Here is a 21138-nt window from a genome sequence, read left to right as displayed (position 1 = left end):
TGATTCACGCGAAAATATGTAAGCGTTCTATTGTATGATTATAACCGAAGCAGATTTGCTATCCACTTAGAAAAGGAGGAAAAATCTATGAGTACGATCTTAGCCTTTGATTTAGGTGCTACCAGTGCGCGAGGTATCGTTTTTTCCTTAATGAATGGTCAAATCAAGGAAGAAAAAGTTTATCGTTTCACTGATTACCAAGTGATTGATCCCAACAAAGATGAAATCCATTGGAATATTGAGAAAATCATGACGAATATCAAGGAAATCATTACTTTAGCAACTACAGAATATGTCATTGAAAGTATCGGTATCGATACATGGGGCTGTGATTTTGGTTTGATAGATAAAAAAGGACAGCTAGTGCTACCACCACTTTGCTATCAAACTATGCTGAAAGAACCTAATTTACATTATGGTGGGGATTTACCAACTCACTTTCACGAACGTACAGGGATTCCAAATGCATCGATCAATACCAGTTCCCAACTACTCTACTTGAAAGAACATTATCCTGAGCAGCTAAATAAAGCAAGTACTCTTTTGATGATGCCTGATCTGATCCATTTTTTATTAACAGGTACGATCTTAACAGAATCTTCGATCGCCTCAACGAGTCAATTATTCGATATCGATAAACATCAATGGGCATCCGACCTTATTGAACAATTAGGGATTTCCCCTTCCTTGTTCTCAACGATCGTTCTTCCATATACAAAAATCGGTTTGATAAATCTAGCCGAAAAACAACTTCCGATTCATTCGGTGATGTCCCATGATACTGCTAGTGCGATCTTTGCTTTACCAACCAACGATCACTCTTGTTTCTTTTTATCCTCTGGCACCTGGTCTGTTCTAGGAGAAAAATCAGAAAGAGGAATTTTGGTCAATCACCCATTAGATACGAACTATTCTTATGAACAAGCCGGTGATGGAAAAATATTAAAACTCAAAAACATGTTAGGAATGTGGTTCATTGAGGAAGCTTTAGCGTTCAGCAATCAAACCCAGTCAATCACGATCCAACAGATCCAAGACATGCTACTTACTGCTGAGCCGATTCATTTTTTCTTTGATAACGAACATCCTGAATTTTTGAGTAAAGGTCAATTTGTAAAAAAATTGCAGCAATACGGAAACCAACATCATTTTTCATCAATTGAAGAGCCACAACAATTGTTTTTAGCCATCTATCAAAATCTAGCATTTAAATACGCTGAAACGTTCGATAAATTAGCAGGTTCCGCTCCTTTCACTAATCTATATTTATTTGGTGGTGGGAGTAAATCACACTTTTTGACTCAACTAACAGCCAATTTAACGCAAACAACGATAGAGGTCTGCTATTCTGAAAATTCAGCTTTAGGTAATGCGTTAGCCCAATTTTTAGCGATCAAAGCAATCAAAAATAGAGACGAATTAGTTACGCTCGTTACAGAAAATTATCCACCAATTTCTTTTTTTCCAGAAACTTCGACACCCTTTAACCAAACTTATATCAACTATAAACAATTTATGAGGAGGAACATCAATGAATTATCCTAAAATCGGCATTAGACCCACGATCGATGGCAGACAAGGAGGCGTCCGTGAATCATTAGAACAACAAACGCTGGACATGGCGCGTCGAGCAAAAGAATTGATCGAATCATCCCTTTATTACATGGACGGCACTCCAGTACAGTGCGTTTTACCAGAACAAACGATTGGCGGTTACGCCGATGCCAGCTTTGTTGACGATGATTTTGCCCGTCAAGATGTGGTCGCTACCTTAACGGTGACACCTTGCTGGTGCTATGGCACAGAAACGATCGATTTACGACCAGATACCTTTAAGGCGATTTGGGGATTTAATGGTACAGAACGACCAGGAGCTGTTTACTTAGCTGCCGCTATGAGTGGCTATGCGCAAAAAGGAATCCCTGCCTATAAGATCTATGGTGAACAAGTCCAAGATAGTGACGACAAGTCGATTCCAGCTGACGTCCAAGAAAAAATCTTACTCTTTGCACGTGCGAGTGTGGCTGCCGGGGAAATGAAAAACAAATCTTATGTGAATATCGGTGCTTCTTCAATGGGAATTGCCGGTAGTCAAATCAATCAAACCTTTTTTGAAAAATATCTAGGAATGCAAGTTGAATATGTGGATATGACTGAAGTCTTACGTCGAATCGAACTAAATATCTTTGATCCGAAAGAATATGACACCATTAGAACTTGGATCAAACAATATTGTCAGGAAGGAATCGATATCAATGCAGGCAAGTCATTCCCTGAAGTCATTACAAAATCACGCTATATCGCTGAAGAAGATCAGTGGGACTTTATTGCCAAACAAACCCTAATCGTTCGTGATCTTTTATTTGGCAACCCTGAACTAGCAAAATTGGGTTGGATGGAAGAAGCAAAAGGCAGAAATGCCATTGCTGGAGGGTTCCAAGGACAACGACAATGGACCGACTGGCTACCCAATGGCGATTTTATGGAATCTATTTTAACAAGTACTTTTGACTGGAACGGCCCTAAACAACCCGTCTCATTCGCTACTGAAAATGATACCTGTAACGCTGCTGCTATGTTATTTGGCTCTTTATTGACTAATAAAGCACCGATTTTTTCCGATGTCAGAACCTATTGGAGTGCGGAGTCAGTGGAAAGAATCACTGGGCACAAATTAACGGGTAAAGCACAACATGGCTTAATCCATCTACTGAATTCAGGTGCGAGTGCTTTAGATGGCAGTGGTGGAAGTATCGATCACGAAGGTAATCCAACGATGAAAGAATTTTGGAATATGACAAAAACCGATATCCAAGCTTGCTTAGAAAAAACAAAATGGTGTCGTGCTAATTATGAATACTTTAGAGGCGGTGGCTTCTCCAGTCAATACCATCTACAAGCAGAATTACCTTTAACGCTCATTCGTTTGAATATCGTTGAGGGTGTGGGACCAACTTTACAAGTAGCAGAGGGTTATTCCTGTTCATTACCTGATGAAGTCCATGACATCTTAAACGAACGAACCGATCAAACATGGCCAACACTCTGGTTTGCACCAAACTTAGGTGAGAAAGGTTTTGAAGATGTGTATACGATGATGAACCACTGGGGAAGCAACCATGGCGCTAGTGTACACGGTCACGTAGGCGCAGAACTACTGACATTAGCCAGTATGTTGCGCATTCCCGTTTCACTTCACAACGTACCTAGTGAAAAAATCTTTAGACCCCACGCCTTTTCTGGTTTCGGAACAAAAGATTTAGAAGCAGCTGATTTCAATGCTTGCCAATCATTTGGCCCCTTTTATAAATAAGATGATGGAAGAAGGATTATGATGTATTCAATACAAAAACAAGAATTGATCGATTATGGAAATAAATTAATAGCAGATGGCTATACCTTAGGAACAGGCGGAAATTTAAGTACGTATATCCGACAAGATGAAGTGATGCTCATCACGCCTTCTGGAATCCCATTTGATAAAATCGAATTACCTGACATCGTGACTATGCGATTAGATGGCACGATCGTTCAAGGTCATCGTCGTCCTTCCAGTGAATGGCGAATGCACGGAATCATGTATGAAAAGCGGGAAGATCTGGACTATATCATCCATGGTCACACGATTTATTCCACTGCCCTAGCGGTCCTCAGACAACCATTGCCTGCATCACATTACATGATTGCTGTTGCCGGTAAAGATGTTCGTTGTGCAGACTATGCTTCATTTGGCACGGAAGAATTATCTCTAAATGCCTATGAAGCCATGAAAGATCGAAAAGCCGTTTTATTAGCAAATCATGGCGTTTTGACTGGTGGAAAGACAATGACTGAAGCCTTTGCCGTTTTAGAAGAATTAGAATATTGTTCAAAAGTCCATATCATAGCTTCAAGTGTTGGCAAACCAACCTTGATGTCCGAAGAAGAAATGGCAAATATGGCGATTCGTTTTAAAACATACGGACAAAAATAAGTTTCTTGTGGTACACTTTAGTCATGTTAGACCAGTGGTTAAGGAGGGATAGCCATGACTGAGTCACGAAAAGAACAAATCTTAACTTTGCTAAAAAAATATAAAAAATTAGATAACTCAGAACTGCAAAAACAGTTGTTTTGCTCTCCTTCGACTTTAAGGCGTGAATTAGTCGCACTTGAAAAAGATGGGATCATCCGTCGTTACCGTGGTGGTGTCGTTTTAGAAGTCGAACGAAATCACGTCATCTCAACAAATTATCGTGAAAATGTCATGGTTCAAGAAAAAGAAAAAATTGCGGAGATCGCTAGCACATTTATCGGACCAGGAATGAGTCTTTTTATTGACTCAAGTTCAACTGTGAAACAGCTGCTCCCCTATTTAGTTAAACTGTCAAATCTCGTTGTCATAACCAATGGCTTGAAAATCGCCTATGAGCTTTCTCAAGCTTGTACGGAAGATTCCAAAGTTTTTATGCTGGCGGGTGAAGTAATCAAGGATGCCGAGAGCGTTGTTGGGGACTATGGGAATTCTTTCTTAGACCTTTTTCAAATCGATTTATGTATTTTTAGTTCGACAGGAATTGATTTATCAGGGATCTATGAAGCTAATTTTGCTCAAGCCTTAGTGAAAAAGAAGGTAATGTCTAGAGGAGATAAAAGTTTGTTATTAGTCGACTATACAAAATTTGATAAAAAACATGCGTATAAATTTTCTGATTGGACCTCTTTTGAATACATCGTCACGGATCAACAACCAGCAGATGATTACTTACAACTTGCATTGAAACACGATACCGAATTTCTCTATTGATCGATCATTTTTGAGAGATCGTGACAGAGGTACCTAAACCTAAGTACGCAAAATAAACCAAAGAATCCAAAAAATAGATTTCCCTATTTTTGAAGTTCTTTGGTTTATTTTTTGTTTATATTCTCAGCATTTCTTACACGGGTATTGCAAGAAAAGCGTATTTATTCCCTAAAAGTAATTTTTGATTCTTGTATAGCTATAGACTGTACGCATTTATACTATTTGATTCGACTGTTTTTCCAGTCATCTCTTCAAAATCTTTTTTCATGATCTCCCAAGAAGTTTTGATATCCTCATCTAAGCCGAATAATCCGCTACGCCCAATAATATAAATATCTGGATTGGCTTGATCAATTCGCTTAAATGATTGACGGTTAGACGAACCATCCATTTCGATCAAATAATGATATCCTTTTTCTTGCCGTAATTGTCGTAATGCGGTGATTTTATCTAATGTACTTTCGATAAATCGTTGACCAGCAAATCCTGGATCAACTGTCATGATCGTTACTTTATCAACTAATTCGATATAAGGAAAAATCGTTTCAATTGGTGTTTCAGGGTTTAAGACTACTCCAGCTTTTAAGCCAGCATCATGGATTTGATCAATTAAACGAAAAGCTAAACCATCAAGTAATTCAGCATGCATACAAATCCACTCACATTTTTGTTGGATTAGTTGATTTACCCAAAAACTTTGATCGCTGACCATTAAATGAGCAGACATAGGTAATTGACTGATTTTACGTACTTCATCGATGAACCATGGCGATAATGTAATGTTCGGAACGTAATGGCCGTCCATGATATCGATATGGTAAGAATCAACATGTTCATTCAAAAATTCGATTTGTTCTTTGAATTTATCTAAATCCATCGTCATTAAGGATGGTGAAAAAGCTACTTTGCTCATTGAAAAAACTCCTTTATTCTATAATTTATCTACACTATAGCGACACCTTTTAACTAATTTGCTTTATCGCTTAAAAGATTTGAATGTCATCTAAACGAATGTCTTCCTCTTCTTTTTCTGGGACTGTTGTGACTTCCTCACCAACATCTTTCTTAATGATGGCTAAAACAACCGCTGTCACGATCACATTGACTAAAATGGCGATAACGCCTGCCCAAGGACGTGACATCGTTGGGATCATTAAAACGCCTCCAAAAGGAACCGTTGCATCTGCACCTAAGATCATAGTAGTCGCACCACCAGCAAAGCCCCCGATTGCAGTTGCTACAACCCCACGAACAATATCATTCATCACTAGCGGGATGACCCCTTCAACGATATTGATCACACCCATAGGAACTGCTGACTTTAAGGTTTCCACTTCAACCTTTGTATAAATGTTTTTGCGGAAAAGTTTAGCTATGAAATAAGCCAAGCCAAAACCGATTGGTGTAGCGGTATTCACAAGTTGTAAAGCTGTAATAGGACCGTTCACGCCTTCTGCTTGCATCGTTAACACAAAAGCAAAAACTGTCTTGTTGATTGGTCCACCATAGTCAACACCACTTAGTAAACCGATCACTCCCCCAAAGATCAACAAGGAAGAGTTTCCTAATCCATCCAAGAAGTTCGTTAGTAAAGAAGTGAATGCTGCGACTGGAGCTCCAATCACATAGACCATCACTAATCCACCAATAAATGAAGCAACAAAAGGAATAATCAATGTTGGCATCAAGCCTTTTGCCCAATTTGGCACTTTGAAATATTTTAAAATTGCTAAAACAAGATAACCAGCTAGATAACCACCTAATATTCCACCAATAAACCCTGCACCGATCGCATTAGCTGTTAAACCAATAATAAAGCCAGGAGCAATACCAGGTTTTCCAGCAATCGAGTAAGAAATCCCCGTAGCAATCACGACTGGTAATAAGCCTAAACCAGCACCACCCATCGTTGCTAAGGCATCAAAAAATGAAAATTCGCCTTGCACCAAAGTTCCTTGGCTCGTTCCACCAAATGCCATCCCAATCGCAATCAGAAATCCCGCACCACACACAATGGGAATTAAATAAGAGATGGCAGTTAACAAATGCCCTTTCAGATTCAGCTTCTTTATCTTTTCCATCAGTCTTCCTCCTTATTTTTATGAAATACTTTGCTGTACTAACACTTCTTGCGCTTTTTCAATCAATTTATTGGGTGATTTCACCGCAATCTCAGTTGGTACTTGGATGATTCTTTTCCCTTCAAAGCGTTCTCGACCACTGATTTTCACGTCAACTGCTAAGATTACCAAATCTGCTTCCTTGATTTGTTCGGGCGTTAATTCATTTTCGATCCCGATGGTTCCTTGAGTTTCTACGTGCATCTCATGTCCTGCTTTTTTTGCCGCATTTTCTAGTTTCTCTTGGGCAATATAGGTGTGGGCAATCCCCACGGTACAAGCTGCTACTCCAACGATTTTCATCTTTTTATCCTCCTTTGATTTTTAGCTGAATGCTGCGACCACTTCATCTGCATCTTTTGCTTGGATCAATTGCTCGATTACTTCATCATTACCTAGTTTCCTAGCAAATAGTGAAAGTAACTTCAAGTGTTCTTGTGCCCCTTCGTTATCATCCCCCACTGCAAATAAAATAATTCCTTTGACTCCCTTACCATCTAATGATTCCCAAGGGATTTCATTTTCTGTAACACCGATTGCTACACCAATTCTATCTACATAAGGACTTTTCCCATGAGGAATGGCAATATAATTGCCGATCCCAGTTTGTCCTTCTTCTTCTCGTGCATAGATATCTGCCATGAAGCCATCTACATCTGTAATATAATGATTTTGCAATAACATCGTTGCCAATTCTTTGAGTACTTCATCTTTCGTTTCCCCCACTAAATTGGTCTTAATATTATTTGGATCAATGATTTTTGCTACTTCTACCATCAAATTTCACTCCTATTCTTTACTGTTTTACGACTTCCATGGCTTTCTCAATCAACTTATTTGGTGATTTGATCGCAATTTCAGTCGGTACTTGGATGATCCGCTTTCCTTCAAACCGTTCTCGACCACTGATTTTTACATCTACTGCTAAGATCACCAAATCTGCTTCTTTGATTTGTGCAGGCGTTAGTTCATTCTCGATCCCGATGGTTCCTTGGGTTTCTACGTGTATCTCATGCCCTGCTTTTTTAGCTGCATTTTCTAATTTTTCTTGAGCAATGTAGGTGTGGGCAATCCCCACGGTACAAGCTGCTACTCCAATGATTTTCATTTGTCATTTCTCCTTTCGTTTCCATCGATTGTTTCCAGTCTTTTTCCTTCTTTTAAAGTTTCGATTACTTGTTCATCTGCTAGTAGGCGCATGAAGTTTGCTATTTGACGCTTGGTTTCGATTTTTTCTTGCGGTGCCAGAAATACCGCAAGAATCAACTCGACTTGTTGGATTGCTGGGTTCCAGTGCGCAATTCTTTGTTCTAATGGCAAAATAATGACTTTTGTTGCTTTGACTAATTGATTTTCAATATGAGGTAGAAGTACCCCTTCATCAATTTGAATATCTCCAGTTTCCTCGCGTTCCAACAACGCTTGTACGATTTGTTCTTTTTTTATTCCCATTTCTGAATCGACTTGCTGTGCTAGCCATTCATAGACTTCATTTCGTGAATGGAATACTGTGGGAGGAACATATTCGAGCCAATCATCTTTCATTGTATATTTCCTCAATCTTTCGTTGGATTCTTAACTGATCATCTGCTGTTAACATGCCGCTAACAAGTAATGTACGTGCAGGCAGCGGATCTTTGATTCCAATGGTTGTTAAAATCAATTCAATTCCGGGATTTTTTTCTAATGCTGATTGGTAATTCTTGGTGGCAATCACATCAACGACCGCCAGTTCAGGAAACTTCTTATTGATTTTTGCTCTTAATAATTCTGAAGTACCGATCCCTGTAGTACACATGATCAGTGTTTGAATCGGTAGTTGCTGTGTTTCCAACATTCGTGCAAAATATAATGTGATAAAACCGATTTCATCTTGATTGATCAAAGGTAGCTGATACTTTTTGCTAACATCTTTAGAAACGACTGATACATTTTTATAAATCTCTTCATAGGTCAATTGAATTTGTTCTAACAATCCGTTTTTGACATGGATATGATTTTTTAACCGATTGAGCATTGGTTTGATGTGATTGGCTAGATCAACAAAAATCGCTTCATTCGCCACCTTGAGATTGATTTTGTCGCCCACCTCTTTCAGGTAATAAGAGGTAATTTCTGATACTTTATCTGGAAAAACCTGTTTCTTTTGCGTTGTTTTTTCCATCCGTGAGGATACTAGATATTGATACAAATAATAGACTTCGTTCATCGGTAAGCGAGTAACGAGATAACGTTCCACGTTTTGGATCACGATCATCGCCATCTCATAAATTGGACTTTCGTGGTCTAACGATTGAAGTTGCTCGGTAGATAACTCGATTTCTTTGATTTGGTAATTCGTCTTTCTGGAACGGCTGATCATGATGTACAGATGTGAAAAAATATTGACGTTATAAGGATAAGGGATTCCACCGCCTAATGTTTTTTCAATCAATTTCAATTGTTCTGATACAAACAACACATCGTAACGATTAAAATTCAGCTCTTTTGTGCGATTGATTTCATCAATATCAAGAATATTCATCCGCCAGATGACTTCGGCGATCCCTCGCCGAATATTTGTTTCTGATCCTTGGATCGCAAGCGTGCGATTTTTACGGATCAGTTCAAGATCAAACTTTTTTATTTTCTTAGCAATCTGCTTTTCATCATTGGCAATAGCAGAATCACCAACATAATAATCTCTGAACAGCTCAGTGATTTTAAGTGCTTTAGGTGAAACCATTAGCAATTCTTCCATTACTCGATCTTGACGTTCAGCAGGCGATAGCTCTACAGAGGGTTTATTCAGTTCATTGGTTTGTTCGATAAACTTCCCATAATCTAATTTGTACCCCCGACCTTTTTCGGCTAGGATCAAGTGACCGTTAGGAAATTCAAGATTGATTTTCTTTATCAAACGGTAAATTGTTTTGGTCGAAGTTTCTAATAGAATGGCTAGTTCTTCTGAAGTCATATAATCTTTTTGTTTTGATAACAAAAGGATCAACTTATTTTCTCGATTCATCTGACTAGTCATGTTTCATCCCCCCTGTGTATCTTTATCATAAGACACATTATTTATTTTGTTTCACTGGACTTTGTCCATTGCAACAGACATTTTTGTATGCGTTTTCTTTAAATTCATTATCCGTTACTTACTTTTTACGAAAGCGTAAGAAAGATTTTGTTTATTATAGTCTTTTTTAACTTATTATGGGAAAAAATTACTCATTTTCAAACAATCCCAGGAACTCATAAGAATTTTAACAAAAAAAGAGAGTCTAGGACGTTTTCCTAGACTCTCTAATAAATAATGAATGGTGTACAAAATTACTTAGTGACTACTGTTGTGCTACCTTCTACTTCTTTATAGTACCTTTAATTTTCACGTCCATTCGTTTTTATCTCTTGGATCGTTGGTTCCACACCAGAATCAAACTTTCGCAATAAGTAAATTTTTCTGATATTCAAGACTAATGTTTTAATGACAGCATACACCGGAATACAAATCAACATTCCTAGAATCCCTGCGACACTGCCAGCACCGATCAACACTAAGATAATCGTTAATGGATGCATATTCATGTTTTTTCCAAATAACAACGGTTTGATTACATTTCCATCTAATTGTTGGATAACAAGGATCGAAAGCGCCATGTATAATGCTTGGAATGGCGAAACAAATAGACCAACGATCACTGCCGGGACAGCACCAATAAAAGGTCCCACATATGGAATAATATTGGTGATACCACAAAATACAGCTAACAATAAACTATATGGTTGTTTAAAGATGGTCATAGCAATAAAACTCATGATACCAATGATAACCGCATCAACGATCGTACTACTGATATATGCCGATAACGTCTCATTTAGTTCTTTGACCGTTTGACGTACTTCACCTCGAATCCCTTGTGGAAAGAATTTTGCTAAAGCATCGATAAATTTGTGTCCGTCTTTAAACATGAATAATAGAATAAAAGGCACGGTAAACAGTAAAACAAAAAACTGCATCATAAATGAAAAAACTTTAGAGACACTGCTGGATAAGCTTACCAATACAATATTGAACAAATTACTCAACGAAAGATTAGCCGAAGCTAATTGTTCTTCAATATTGAAATTTTTGATTTCCTCACGCTGTGCCAATTCATTGAGCCATTTACTTGTCTCTTCCGCATACATCGGCAAACTTTTAGTCAACTGGATCGTCTGTTCTGCCAATTGAGGAATTACATTCATTATCGCTAAAACCGCTAGTACGACTAGAACAACTAGCGTTAATATGTATCCATAAACCCTTGGGATTTTTCGTTTTTCCAAAAAAACAACGACCGGATCAAACATATAATAGAAAAATCCAGCAACCAACAATGGCAATAAAATCGCTGATAACATTTTTAACACTGGACTAAAGACATTTGGCATCTGTAAAATAAAATATACCCCAATGATCGTTAGTACCAACTCGACAGTCCAAAATAATAATTTTGAATTTTTAAACTTTGCTTGCATACCTCTCCTCCAACTCTTGATACTTTCATTTTATCATTTTATTAGAATTAAAGCGCTCTTTTCTGATAAACAGCTACAAAAATATTCTTTCTTTTTCTAATTACTAGTAGCTAATTTTCAAATTTAAGAAACTTCTAAGCTTAATGACTGAAATCAATATCTAAACAAATGCAAATAAATCAAAAAAAGACACCAAAAAACGCTCATTGGCTAAAATAGGAAATACTCTCTTAGCGAATGAGCGTTTTTTCTTTTGTAACCGACTCTTCATAAAACCAATGTGTGAAAAGCCTTATATTACCAACTGAAAGGAATTGTTTCATTGTGCCACACTAACTAAATGAAGCTTCATGATATTTTTATGGACAGATAACTCTTCAATGACATCTGCATACGTCATGTCCTTTGGTAAGTCAATTGTATAAATATTTTTATATACCCGATAATCCTCCACGAAATCCACGTCAAAATTTACGTCTTCAATGATAATTCCTCGTTGTTCAAAATACTCGGTCAAGAAATCTTTGGTTTCTTTCCGATGAATATATTGGATTTCTAGTTTTTTGGTCGTTGGTACGTGGATAATTTTTTTGACAACCGTTAATGCAATCACGATCCCGATAAAACTAATGATCGCAATCCAATAAAATCCCATACCAATGGCGATTCCTAGTCCAGCAATCGCCCACAGGGAAGCAGCTGTGGTTAGCCCGGTGACTGATTGTTTCGTCACAATGATCGTGCCAGCTCCTAAAAACCCAACGCCACTAACGACTTGTGCAATCAAACGTGCTTCATCTGAGCGAATCGTACCAACTAGTTCTGGGTATTCTAACGCATCACGTAACGCTTTACTTGCAATTTCCACTTGGATCAACGCAATGATACAAGCACCCATACATACTAAAATATGCGTCCGCATCCCTGCTGGACGATTTTTATATTGCCGTTCAAATCCAATCGCCCCGCCAAAGATCAATGCAATCCCTAGTCGTAAGATGATTTCTGGGACCGATAAGATCATCTCATCCATATAAATCCCCTCCAAACCAATATAGCATGTTTCGCAACTTCAAACAAAGCAAATCCCCCCATTGCTTTGTGCGACAGATTAAAAATCTTATTCGATCAAAAAAGGGAGCTGAAAACGAGCAGCCCCCCAAAATTTTTATTTATTCTTATAGTTTGCTTCCTGCTGCATCATCAATAATCACGATCACGTTGTCGTGTTCTTGTAAAGCACTTGCTGGCAAATCAGTGGTCATTGGTCCTTGAATCATTCCTTTGATTGCATCTGCTTTGTTTTCACCATAAGCAAGTAAGACAATCTCTTTTCCTTTTAAGATCGAACCAATCCCCATTGAGACAGCTTTTGTTGGAACATCTTCTGCCTTTTCAAAGAATCGTTTATTCGCATTAATCGTTGATTCTGTTAAGTCCACTACTGAAGTTGTGCCATCAAATGGTGCACCAGGTTCATTAAATCCGATATGTCCATTTTGACCAATTCCTAGAATTTGGATATCGATTGGATGTTGTTCAAGGATTTCATCGTATTCTTGACAAGCCGCTTCAAGATCAGCAGCTTTTCCATCTGGTACATATGATTCTTTAAATGGTTTTTTATCAAACAATTGGCTATTCATAAAATGACGGTAACTTTGATCATCTGAACCGCCTAGTCCAACGTACTCGTCTAAGTTTACAGAAGTCATGTCACTGAAATCCAGATCGCTTGAAGTCATTTCTTTGTATAAAGTAATTGGCGTACTACCTGTTGCAAGACCTAATACTTTTGCCCCATTTTCCATGCCTTTTTTAATAATTTCAAAAGCTTTTTTTCCGCCCTCTTCAGCATTTTTCACTCGAATGATTTCCATAACGACTACTCCTTTGTTTTTGGTATAGCCCAATTATAGCACGACTTGTCTTTTTTTACAATATTAGTATAGACCAAAACCGACGATTTTCGTTTTCTTGACAATCTTGTCCCTCGCATGTTAGGTTGCATAAGATAACCTATCGCATGTCCTTTAAACTGATACTTTTAGTATACGTTTTTTATAATTAAAACATTAAAGACCAAGAAATTTAGAAAACAATTGCTACTTCTCATTAACTGAGAAACGATTTTCTAAAAGACGAGCAACTTATTTAAAAATTTTAACTGACATGTTCTCCTAGATTCGTTCGATCATGTCGAATGATCCTATAGTATGTTGAACAACTTCAGATCAGCTTTTTTATTTGTTTTGCTTTCTTCTATTAGTCTTCTTAACATGCATAACATTATTAGAAAGGAACAGAACATGAGTCTTTTAACATTAACAAATATCACGCAACAATTTGGAGATAAAATCTTATATGAAAATGTACAACTCCAAGTCAATGCTGGAGAACATCTAGGATTGATCGGACAAAATGGAGCTGGCAAAAGTACGTTGATCAAGATCATCACAGGAGAAATTCTACCAGACGATGGACAAGTCCATTGGCAAAAAAATATCCATAGAGGCTATTTAGATCAATATGTAGCGGTGGATGAAACATTAACCATCGAAGAATTTTTAAAAACAGCCTATTCTGATGAATTTAAAAAAGAAGCATTGATTACCCAACTTTATCAAGAATATAGCGAAACAATGGAAGAGGCATTACTCGAAAAAGCGGGAAAGCTTCAAACAGAATTAGACCAAGGAGTATTCTATCAAATTGATACCTTAGTCGCTGAGATGAGTAGTGGTCTAGGCATTGATGTTTTAGGATTGTCCACTCCTCTAAAAAAACTGAGTGGCGGACAGCGTTCTAAAGTGATTTTGGCAAAATTACTCTTAGAAAATCCCGATGTTCTGATCTTAGATGAACCAACCAATCACTTAGATGACCAACATATCCAATGGCTTACTCAATTTTTACAATCATTCGAGGGCGCTTATATCGTGATTTCTCATGACCAAGAATTTTTAGATAAAATCACAACCCATATCGCTGACATAGAATTTGGTAAAATCACCAAATATACGGGGCACTTAAAACAAGCATTACGACAAAAAGAACAAAACCGTGAAAGTTATCTACGCCAATTCCATGCCCAACAAAAGCACATCGAAAAAACCGAAGCTTATATCCGAAAATATAAAGCTGGTTCTCGCTCTACCATGGCAAAAAGTCGCCAAAAACAATTAGATAAAATTGAGCGATTGACTCCGCCTGCCTCAACAGCTAAGCCAATCTTTGATTTTCCTTATTCTCCGATCGTAACGACATTGGCTGTTGAAACGACCGATTTAGTTATTGGGTATGACCGACCTTTGCTTTCGCCGATCAACCTAACCATCCGCTTTGGTGAAAAAGTGGCGATTCGTGGATTTAATGGTATTGGTAAATCCACACTTTTGAAAACCTTGATTGGTGAAATCGAACAACTAGCCGGCGAATATCACTTTCCCGACAACACAGCGATCAATTATTTCTCACAAGATCTCATTTGGGAAAAACCTTTAGAAACACCCTTACAATATCTAGGCGCACAGTTTCCTAAAGCAACCGTTAAAGAATTAAGAAGACAACTAGCCAAATCTGGTTTAGTCAATCAACTAGCTAGTGAACCACTTTCTACTCTTAGCGGTGGTGAACAAACCAAAGTAAAATTGGCACAACTCACGATGAACCAAGGAAACTTATTAATTCTTGATGAACCAACGAATCATATCGATCATGAAACAAAAGATAGCTTACAAACCGGTATCAAGCATTTTCCTGGGACGGTAATCATCGTCTCTCATGAACAAGAATTTTACCAGGATTTAGTCGATCGAGTCATTGAAATCGAGGGATAAAATTGACTAAATTCTCTAAAAATAGATTATGTACAGCCTTTAACACCAGCCTGTCTCCTCTACACAAGAACCCTTGTGTGGATGGGGCTATTGCTGTTTCGCTCATCGTTTTTTACAATCTTTTCTTTTTTCTTAAGTGTTCAGGTAAACATCGCCCCAATTTAGAACCGTAAAAAAAAACGGTAGTCTTATTAAGTGTCTATTGTATCTTCATTCGCCAAAGTTCGAAGATGGTTACTTTTTTCTACATGGTCAATTATTAGCAAAACCAACGTCGTAAAAGCGGTGAGTAATCTAACTTTCTCTAAAATGGAAATTACTACTTTGCCCGTTATCTCCTACTAAATAAACATCCCTATCACTTCCACCACTTCAATCCATGTCAACAAATCGCATTGTTCAATTTTTTCAATATTTCTTGTGGTGTAATCAACCGATCTTAATTTGTGTGTAGCTACTTCACCCACTATTTTCTGCGAGTCTTTTATTTCAATATATGTTGCAAAGTTCCTCTTTGTAGAAGTGATAGGACAAACTAAGCAAAAACCTGTACGCTCATTAAACTCGTCTCTACTAACTACTAACGCAGGTCTACGCTTTCTTATCTCTTTACCTTTAGAAGGGTCAAAGTCGATCCAAATAATATCCTTTTGTTTTGGATATTTCCTCTAGTATTCCTCGCCTTCAAGTTTCATGCTATCCCATTCGGATTCTTCGGCTGTAATCGATTCTTTAAAACCTTCCCAAGCCTTTTCGTTTTTAAAAATATCTTCTTTCTTAGGTTTCAATATATACGCTTCTCCTACTTTCAAAATAGTAAATATTTCTCCCACTTTTGGAGATATATCCTTCGGGAAAATTGTTCCCACAGAATTACCTATTTTTCTTGCTACTGTTTCCATATCTTTCATCTCCAATCCTTTTGCTAAATTAAGTTAAACTCAGTTTAACGAAATTATCAAAACATATCTTTTAAGTGAATAGATTTTTATGGAAACAACTCATTTTCATATGAAAATGTTATACAAATTAAATATAAAAATTTCTAAGTAGTCTACTGAATATTTTTTTGGATCTTTCATAATATAACTGGTACTAAACAAAGTGATTTTATACTATTGAACGTATCCATATTATTTTTTCGTTGGAAGTTGCACGAAATTTTCTAATAACTGCGGTTGATCACGAAATCAGTTATAGAAACTCCCAAATAAAATAGGATAGAAGTATATTAAAAAAGTAAGCGAAGGAATCGAAAAACGACTTTCGAATCCTTCAGCTTACTTTTCAAGTTGGACACTTCTATCATGACCGCTTTTGAAAAATGATGTATTGACAAATATAGGCACATAATTGAAAGGCTAAACCAGTAAGTGTCACACCGAGCCAACCAAATTGTTGCCACATCGTTGTGCCTAGTAATGAACCAGTAGCACCACCAATAAAATACATAAACATAAACACTGTATTATTCCGATTACTTGCTGCTTCGCCTAGTCCTTGTACTCGTGTCTGATTTGCCACTTGCCCAAATTGATTCCCGACATCTAACAGAATAATTGCCACTAACAAAACGACTAAATGACTCCCTGCAACTAATAAAGCAACAAAACTGAGCGTTTGCATCGCAAGTCCCATTCCGACAATCTTTCTCTCGGAATAAGAATCAGACAACCGGCCAACAATCGGTGCAGCTACTGCTCCTGATAGTCCAAAAATCGCCAAAATTCCTGCTTCAAATGTTCCCCAATGGTACACCGGACTACTGATATAAAAAATCAATGTTGACCAAAAAATCGAAAAAGTTCCAAACATAAAAAAGCCACTAATAGACGCTTCTCTCAATAAGCGTTGTGTTTTCACTAAATAAGGTAAACTTTTTAAGGAATCAAGATACGATACAGATGAAGTTGTTTTTATTTGCGTTCTTGGCATTTTCCAATACAATAATCCGGTCAAGATAGCCACTAACACTAAAGCAAAAAGATAAATCATCCGCCAAGAAAAGAGGCTTGCTACAATGCCCGAAACCGTCCGTGAAAGTAAGATCCCCACTAATAAACCGCTTAACAAGGTCCCCATCACTTTTCCTCTAGCCTTGGGCCCTGCCAATACTGCTCCATAGGGAATAATGATTTGGGGCACGATCGATAATAAGCCGATCAAAAAAGAAGCACACGCAAATAACGTAAATGACGGTGCAAAAAAGGCCGCTAATAATGAAATCGCAGAGAGTGCAGCCATTCGGATAATCAGCTTCGGACGATCGACTACATCCCCTAATGGCACCAAAAACAACAAACCTAACGCATAACCAAGTTGAGTCAACATCGTCAAAATACCAATTGCACTTGTGCTAACCGATAAACTGGCTGCCACTTTCGTACCAATCGGTTGGATATAATACATATTCGCTACTACCACGCCACAAGTAATTGATAAGAGCAAAATCAGTGAAGAAGTTAACGTCGTTTTTTCATTTTTATCCATTTATTTCCCTCATTTCCTTTATTAGTTTACAACTTCTTAGAAAGATTGGGAATAGGAAAGTTCAGTGTTTTACTACTTTATGAAACATAAGTTATCGTGAAATTAAAATAAAAATGAATCTTAAAAGTATAGAACGAAATCAAAGGGATATTTCTTTTAATCATTGATAATATCAATTATTTTACATGTCGTTTTCTACGATCCTTGTAAATAATTACCACTAGAAGTGTCAAAATAAGGACACTAGCTACTAACAACAAAGCCATCTTACTATAGCCATGAAATAACGCTTCGCCTCCACAAGCATAAAGAATCGAGGAAGGAATCACGCCAATCACGATTGATAAAATGATGTCACGAATTTGTAGATTTAACGTCATCGCTGCAAAGTTGATAACGGAAGAAGGGATCACAGGAACCATGTACCCCACCATTACGCCAATTTTGGGATGTTTCATATTGCGGATCGCAGTTACCCAGCGATTGGATTTTTTTGAATGATCAAACAGCTTTAAATGTTGCATTAAAAAAATCGATAACATATTCCCAAAAGCATTACCAGAGACATTGATTAAAGTTCCTAGCAACGGACCATAGCTTAAACCTACCAATACACCGATGACAGAAGTAGGGATACCTGGAACAGCACACATCACGCTGATCAGTAATATCAAAAAGAGCGCTGTCCGAAAGCCATGTGATCGAATCTGATCCAGTAATGCTTGTCGACTGGTCTTGGGATCCAAAAACATTTGGATATCCGTCTGATACTCCAAATATAAACGATAACCAATAAATAGAATCAAAAGGAGTCCAATAATGATTAAGAAAACACGTAGTTTTTTTGTTTTCATTTTTTCACCTGCCTAAAATAATCCATCTTCTATTAGAGTATCACAAAAATAACTATGAGTCTTTTTTATTCATTTTACGCTTTTTATCACATTGGTAATTATTCAGAAGTATGAGAAAAAGAGTCTGGGGAATCACTTTAAAAACGGGTAAACGGTATTCAAAGAGCTGACCTTAGGCGATAAGTCAAAAAATCTCAAAACATGGGCAGCTGTTTCAAAAAATTCTTTCTTATTATCATTGGAGCTACCCGATGCTTTCACAACTTCATTTTCGCGGTATTCCAAATTCTATCAGAAAATAAGCCGAAGAACACCAAAAATAGGGGATGCTATTTTTGGATTCTCCGGCTTATTTCTCAGAGCTAGACACTTCTGTCACAGTCTCTTCTGTTCATTTATTTTCCTTTTTTATGTGTTTGAAAAAGTCTTTTTTTTATCGTTAATCTGGCAAAGAAAATAGCCAAAAGGATTCCTAAGATAATTAGATAGGGTATGAATGTAAGTGTTATTTCTTCTAACCCAAAATGATCGAATATTTTTTTTAATAAATAATCACTCAAAAAAACGAGGAAAAGCACACGAAACGTTCCCCAAGCTTTAGCATTTGGTAGCATCTCAACCATACCGACAACAACAATAGGTACTCTAAAATAAATTTCATTGAGAGTAAATGAGTGATGCCCTTTCAAAATGAATTCTACACTTCCTATTAAAATAAACAATACAAGAAATACACCTATTATATATCTGGAATCGAACTTTTTCATCATTACACCTTACTTACATTGTTTTATATTCTGTTCCAATAAAAACAGTCTGCGAATCATTCCACATTTCCCGAACGTATAATCCAATCCAACCGTTCCCATTTGTATCTAGTGCTGCTCTCCAGTTCTTAATCTATCATGATATCTGGCGGGCTATGAGTTGGCAATATGCTGAAAAATAAACGACAATGGTCTTTCTCGGCTTCAATTACAATGATAACATACGCAAAAGAACGAAATAATAGATATTTAAGACTTCGAGACCGCTAAAACAACCTCTCATTCCTGCCTCACTATCATCCCACTCCTAAAAAATGAGCTTTTTCTTTCGGAAAATCTTTAATGTTGGAATAAAAAATAACACCTAATCATTAGCTGATTAAGTACTATTACCAAATATCTAAGTACAAAATATCTAATGCGTGTTTACCGTCTTCTGAAAGATTATAGTTCTCATCAAAGGATTGAAGGATATGAAAATCTTCAATTTTATCGTAAATCTGCACAACTTCATCATCCGTATAATTACGATCTTGAATAATGACGTTTAATTTAGTTTTCAAAAACTGGATGTCTGCAGGGCTTAGCATTTTATAAAGTTCCATCTTTTACTCCTTATTTCTTTTTTAGAGACATTGGATAGACTGTCATCCTTCAAACATTATCAATCACATAAATTATAGAGCCAAAATAAAAAAGCATTGAAACCCTATTGTATCAAGGGTCTCAATGCCTACTAATTTCGAAAAATTATTTAACAGTTACAGATGCGCCAACTTCTTCAAGTTTAGCTTTTAATTCTTCAGCTTCTTCTTTAGATACGCCTTCTTTAACTGGTGCAGGAGCTCCGTCAACTACAGCTTTAGCTTCTTTCAAGCCTAAGCCAGTTGCTTCACGAACTGCTTTGATAACTTTAACTTTTTGGTCTCCAGCTGCAGTTAATTCTACAGTGAATTCTGTTTGTTCTTCAGCAGCAGCAGCGCCACCAGCAGCAACTGCAGCTACAGGAGCAGCAGCAGATACGCCAAATTCTTCTTCAATAGCTTTAACTAAGTCGTTAAGTTCTAGGATAGTTGCTTCTTTTAACTCAGCAACAATGTTTTCAATGTTCATTGCCATTATAATTTCCTCCGTTTTAGATGTTCGTATTTTTATTTATGCTATGCGGCTATTAAGCTGCATCTCCATCTTCTTTGTCTGCCACTGCTTTGACAGCGTAAGCCACGTTGCGGACTGGCGCTTGTAGTACAGATAGCAACATAGATAGAAGTCCTTCGCGGTTTGGCAATTTTGCCAATGCTGTGATTTCTTCCAATGAAGATACTTTACCTTCGATGATACCGCCTTTGATTTCTAATGCTTTTGCTTCTTTAGCAAATTCGTCCATGATTTTCGCTGGTGCTACAACGTCTTCGTTACTAAATGCAACGGCTGTAGGTCCAGTGAATACTTCGTCTAAGCCTTCTAATCCAGCTTTTTTAGCGGCACGTGAAAGGATTGAGTTTTTGATAACTTTCATTTCTACGTTTGCATCACGAAGTTGTTTACGTAAACGAGTCACTTCATCAACAGTTAAACCACGGTAGTCAACTACGACTACAGAAGCTGCTGCTGTAAATTTTTCGCTCACTTCATCAACGATTGCTGCTTTTTTTGCGATAATTGCTTCACTCATTTTTGAGTTTCACCTCCTGAATTTTGATGGAAGAGTTTTTACACTTGATCATTGACCAAGTATTGTTCATCATCTACTCACTTCGTTCTTAGTGATTCACAATAAAA

General features: G+C 37.2%; 23 protein-coding genes and 1 other annotated feature (1 of these 24 running past the window's edge). Of the genes, 5 read left to right on the top strand and 18 right to left on the bottom strand.

Going from position 1 to position 21138, the window contains the following annotated elements; translation table 11 throughout:
* Positions 1-87 precede the first annotated feature (87 nt).
* Genes IGJ23_RS02005 through IGJ23_RS01990 form a run of 4 tightly spaced genes read left to right on the top strand, consistent with a single transcriptional unit; the run spans position 88 to position 4786 of the window.
* Positions 88-1545: a rhamnulokinase gene (locus tag IGJ23_RS02005; RefSeq protein ID WP_207432767.1), complete on the top strand. Its 1458-nt coding sequence runs from the start codon at positions 88-90 to the stop codon at positions 1543-1545.
* Positions 1532-3313 (top strand): L-fucose isomerase, encoded by a 1782-nt coding sequence (locus tag IGJ23_RS02000; RefSeq protein WP_207432764.1) that lies wholly within the window; start codon positions 1532-1534, stop codon positions 3311-3313. Before IGJ23_RS02005 ends, IGJ23_RS02000 begins: the two co-directional genes overlap by 14 nt.
* A gap of 21 nt (positions 3314-3334) precedes the next feature.
* Positions 3335-3973 (top strand): L-fuculose-phosphate aldolase, encoded by a 639-nt coding sequence (locus tag IGJ23_RS01995; RefSeq protein ID WP_010738454.1) that lies wholly within the window; start codon positions 3335-3337, stop codon positions 3971-3973.
* A gap of 54 nt (positions 3974-4027) precedes the next feature.
* Complete coding sequence (locus IGJ23_RS01990; protein WP_010720077.1) at positions 4028-4786, top strand: DeoR/GlpR family DNA-binding transcription regulator; 759 nt, start codon at positions 4028-4030, stop codon at positions 4784-4786.
* A gap of 196 nt (positions 4787-4982) precedes the next feature.
* Here IGJ23_RS01990 and alsE read toward each other — a convergent pair whose 3' ends face one another.
* The 10 genes from alsE to IGJ23_RS01940 form a co-directional block, all read right to left on the bottom strand.
* The gene (gene alsE, locus IGJ23_RS01985) at positions 4983-5699 is read right to left on the bottom strand and encodes a D-allulose 6-phosphate 3-epimerase (RefSeq protein ID WP_010720078.1); all 717 of its coding nucleotides are present in this window, start codon (positions 5697-5699) and stop codon (positions 4983-4985) included.
* A gap of 70 nt (positions 5700-5769) precedes the next feature.
* Positions 5770-6867: a PTS fructose transporter subunit IIC gene (locus tag IGJ23_RS01980; protein WP_010720079.1), complete on the bottom strand. Its 1098-nt coding sequence runs from the start codon at positions 6865-6867 to the stop codon at positions 5770-5772.
* A gap of 18 nt (positions 6868-6885) precedes the next feature.
* The gene (locus tag IGJ23_RS01975) at positions 6886-7209 is read right to left on the bottom strand and encodes a PTS fructose transporter subunit IIB (RefSeq protein WP_010720080.1); all 324 of its coding nucleotides are present in this window, start codon (positions 7207-7209) and stop codon (positions 6886-6888) included.
* Between the two features lie 21 nt (positions 7210-7230).
* Positions 7231-7683 (bottom strand): PTS sugar transporter subunit IIA, encoded by a 453-nt coding sequence (locus IGJ23_RS01970; RefSeq protein ID WP_207432760.1) that lies wholly within the window; start codon positions 7681-7683, stop codon positions 7231-7233.
* A 19-nt stretch (positions 7684-7702) separates the two neighbouring features.
* The gene (locus IGJ23_RS01965; protein WP_010720082.1) at positions 7703-8014 is read right to left on the bottom strand and encodes a PTS fructose transporter subunit IIB; all 312 of its coding nucleotides are present in this window, start codon (positions 8012-8014) and stop codon (positions 7703-7705) included.
* Positions 8011-8451 carry a PTS sugar transporter subunit IIA gene (locus tag IGJ23_RS01960; protein ID WP_178286838.1) on the bottom strand — a complete coding sequence of 147 codons (441 nt, stop codon included), beginning with the start codon at positions 8449-8451 and terminating at the stop codon, positions 8011-8013. Before IGJ23_RS01960 ends, IGJ23_RS01965 begins: the two co-directional genes overlap by 4 nt.
* The gene (locus IGJ23_RS01955) at positions 8441-9925 is read right to left on the bottom strand and encodes a BglG family transcription antiterminator (RefSeq protein ID WP_010720084.1); all 1485 of its coding nucleotides are present in this window, start codon (positions 9923-9925) and stop codon (positions 8441-8443) included. The genes IGJ23_RS01960 and IGJ23_RS01955 overlap by 11 nt, the downstream gene beginning before the upstream one ends.
* Before the next feature lie 341 nt (positions 9926-10266).
* Complete coding sequence (locus IGJ23_RS01950; RefSeq protein ID WP_010738456.1) at positions 10267-11406, bottom strand: AI-2E family transporter; 1140 nt, start codon at positions 11404-11406, stop codon at positions 10267-10269.
* A gap of 319 nt (positions 11407-11725) precedes the next feature.
* A complete protein-coding gene (locus tag IGJ23_RS01945) occupies positions 11726-12439 on the bottom strand; it encodes an MgtC/SapB family protein (protein WP_010720086.1) in 714 nt (237 codons plus the stop codon).
* 145 nt (positions 12440-12584) lie between these two features.
* Entirely contained in the window at positions 12585-13286 is a 702-nt protein-coding gene (locus tag IGJ23_RS01940; protein ID WP_010720087.1) for a glucosamine-6-phosphate deaminase, read from the bottom strand.
* A gap of 429 nt (positions 13287-13715) precedes the next feature.
* Between IGJ23_RS01940 and IGJ23_RS01935 the strand changes: the two genes are divergently transcribed.
* Positions 13716-15245, top strand: coding sequence for an ABC-F family ATP-binding cassette domain-containing protein (locus tag IGJ23_RS01935; RefSeq protein ID WP_053765776.1), 1530 nt, complete (start codon positions 13716-13718; stop codon positions 15243-15245).
* 341 nt (positions 15246-15586) lie between these two features.
* On the opposite strand, the gene IGJ23_RS01930 is transcribed toward IGJ23_RS01935, so the two are convergent.
* The 8 genes from IGJ23_RS01930 to rplJ form a co-directional block, all read right to left on the bottom strand.
* Positions 15587-15889: a type II toxin-antitoxin system PemK/MazF family toxin gene (locus tag IGJ23_RS01930; RefSeq protein ID WP_207433142.1), complete on the bottom strand. Its 303-nt coding sequence runs from the start codon at positions 15887-15889 to the stop codon at positions 15587-15589.
* A 24-nt stretch (positions 15890-15913) separates the two neighbouring features.
* Entirely contained in the window at positions 15914-16147 is a 234-nt protein-coding gene (locus IGJ23_RS01925; protein ID WP_207432757.1) for an AbrB/MazE/SpoVT family DNA-binding domain-containing protein, read from the bottom strand.
* Positions 16148-16550: 403 nt separating this feature from the next.
* The gene (locus IGJ23_RS01920; RefSeq protein WP_053765777.1) at positions 16551-17735 is read right to left on the bottom strand and encodes an MFS transporter; all 1185 of its coding nucleotides are present in this window, start codon (positions 17733-17735) and stop codon (positions 16551-16553) included.
* A 176-nt stretch (positions 17736-17911) separates the two neighbouring features.
* Positions 17912-18589, bottom strand: a complete 678-nt coding sequence (locus IGJ23_RS01915; protein WP_207432753.1) for a TVP38/TMEM64 family protein — start codon at positions 18587-18589, stop codon at positions 17912-17914.
* Positions 18590-18984: 395 nt separating this feature from the next.
* Positions 18985-19356, bottom strand: coding sequence for a hypothetical protein (locus IGJ23_RS01910; protein ID WP_242697192.1), 372 nt, complete (start codon positions 19354-19356; stop codon positions 18985-18987).
* 389 nt (positions 19357-19745) lie between these two features.
* Entirely contained in the window at positions 19746-19961 is a 216-nt protein-coding gene (locus IGJ23_RS01905) for a Spo0E family sporulation regulatory protein-aspartic acid phosphatase (protein WP_081127692.1), read from the bottom strand.
* 145 nt (positions 19962-20106) lie between these two features.
* Positions 20107-20475 carry a 50S ribosomal protein L7/L12 gene (gene rplL, locus IGJ23_RS01900; protein WP_010720148.1) on the bottom strand — a complete coding sequence of 123 codons (369 nt, stop codon included), beginning with the start codon at positions 20473-20475 and terminating at the stop codon, positions 20107-20109.
* 52 nt (positions 20476-20527) lie between these two features.
* Positions 20528-21031: a 50S ribosomal protein L10 gene (gene rplJ / locus IGJ23_RS01895; RefSeq protein WP_010720149.1), complete on the bottom strand. Its 504-nt coding sequence runs from the start codon at positions 21029-21031 to the stop codon at positions 20528-20530.
* Positions 21032-21125: 94 nt separating this feature from the next.
* Positions 21126-21138, bottom strand: a sequence feature (ribosomal protein L10 leader region) (it continues 113 nt past the right edge of the window).

Origin of the sequence: Enterococcus sp. DIV1682a (assembly GCF_051711005.1) — a bacterium.
Classification (GTDB): Bacteria; Bacillota; Bacilli; order Lactobacillales; family Enterococcaceae; genus Enterococcus_B; species Enterococcus_B hirae.
This window is presented reverse-complemented; position numbering and strand designations above follow the sequence as displayed.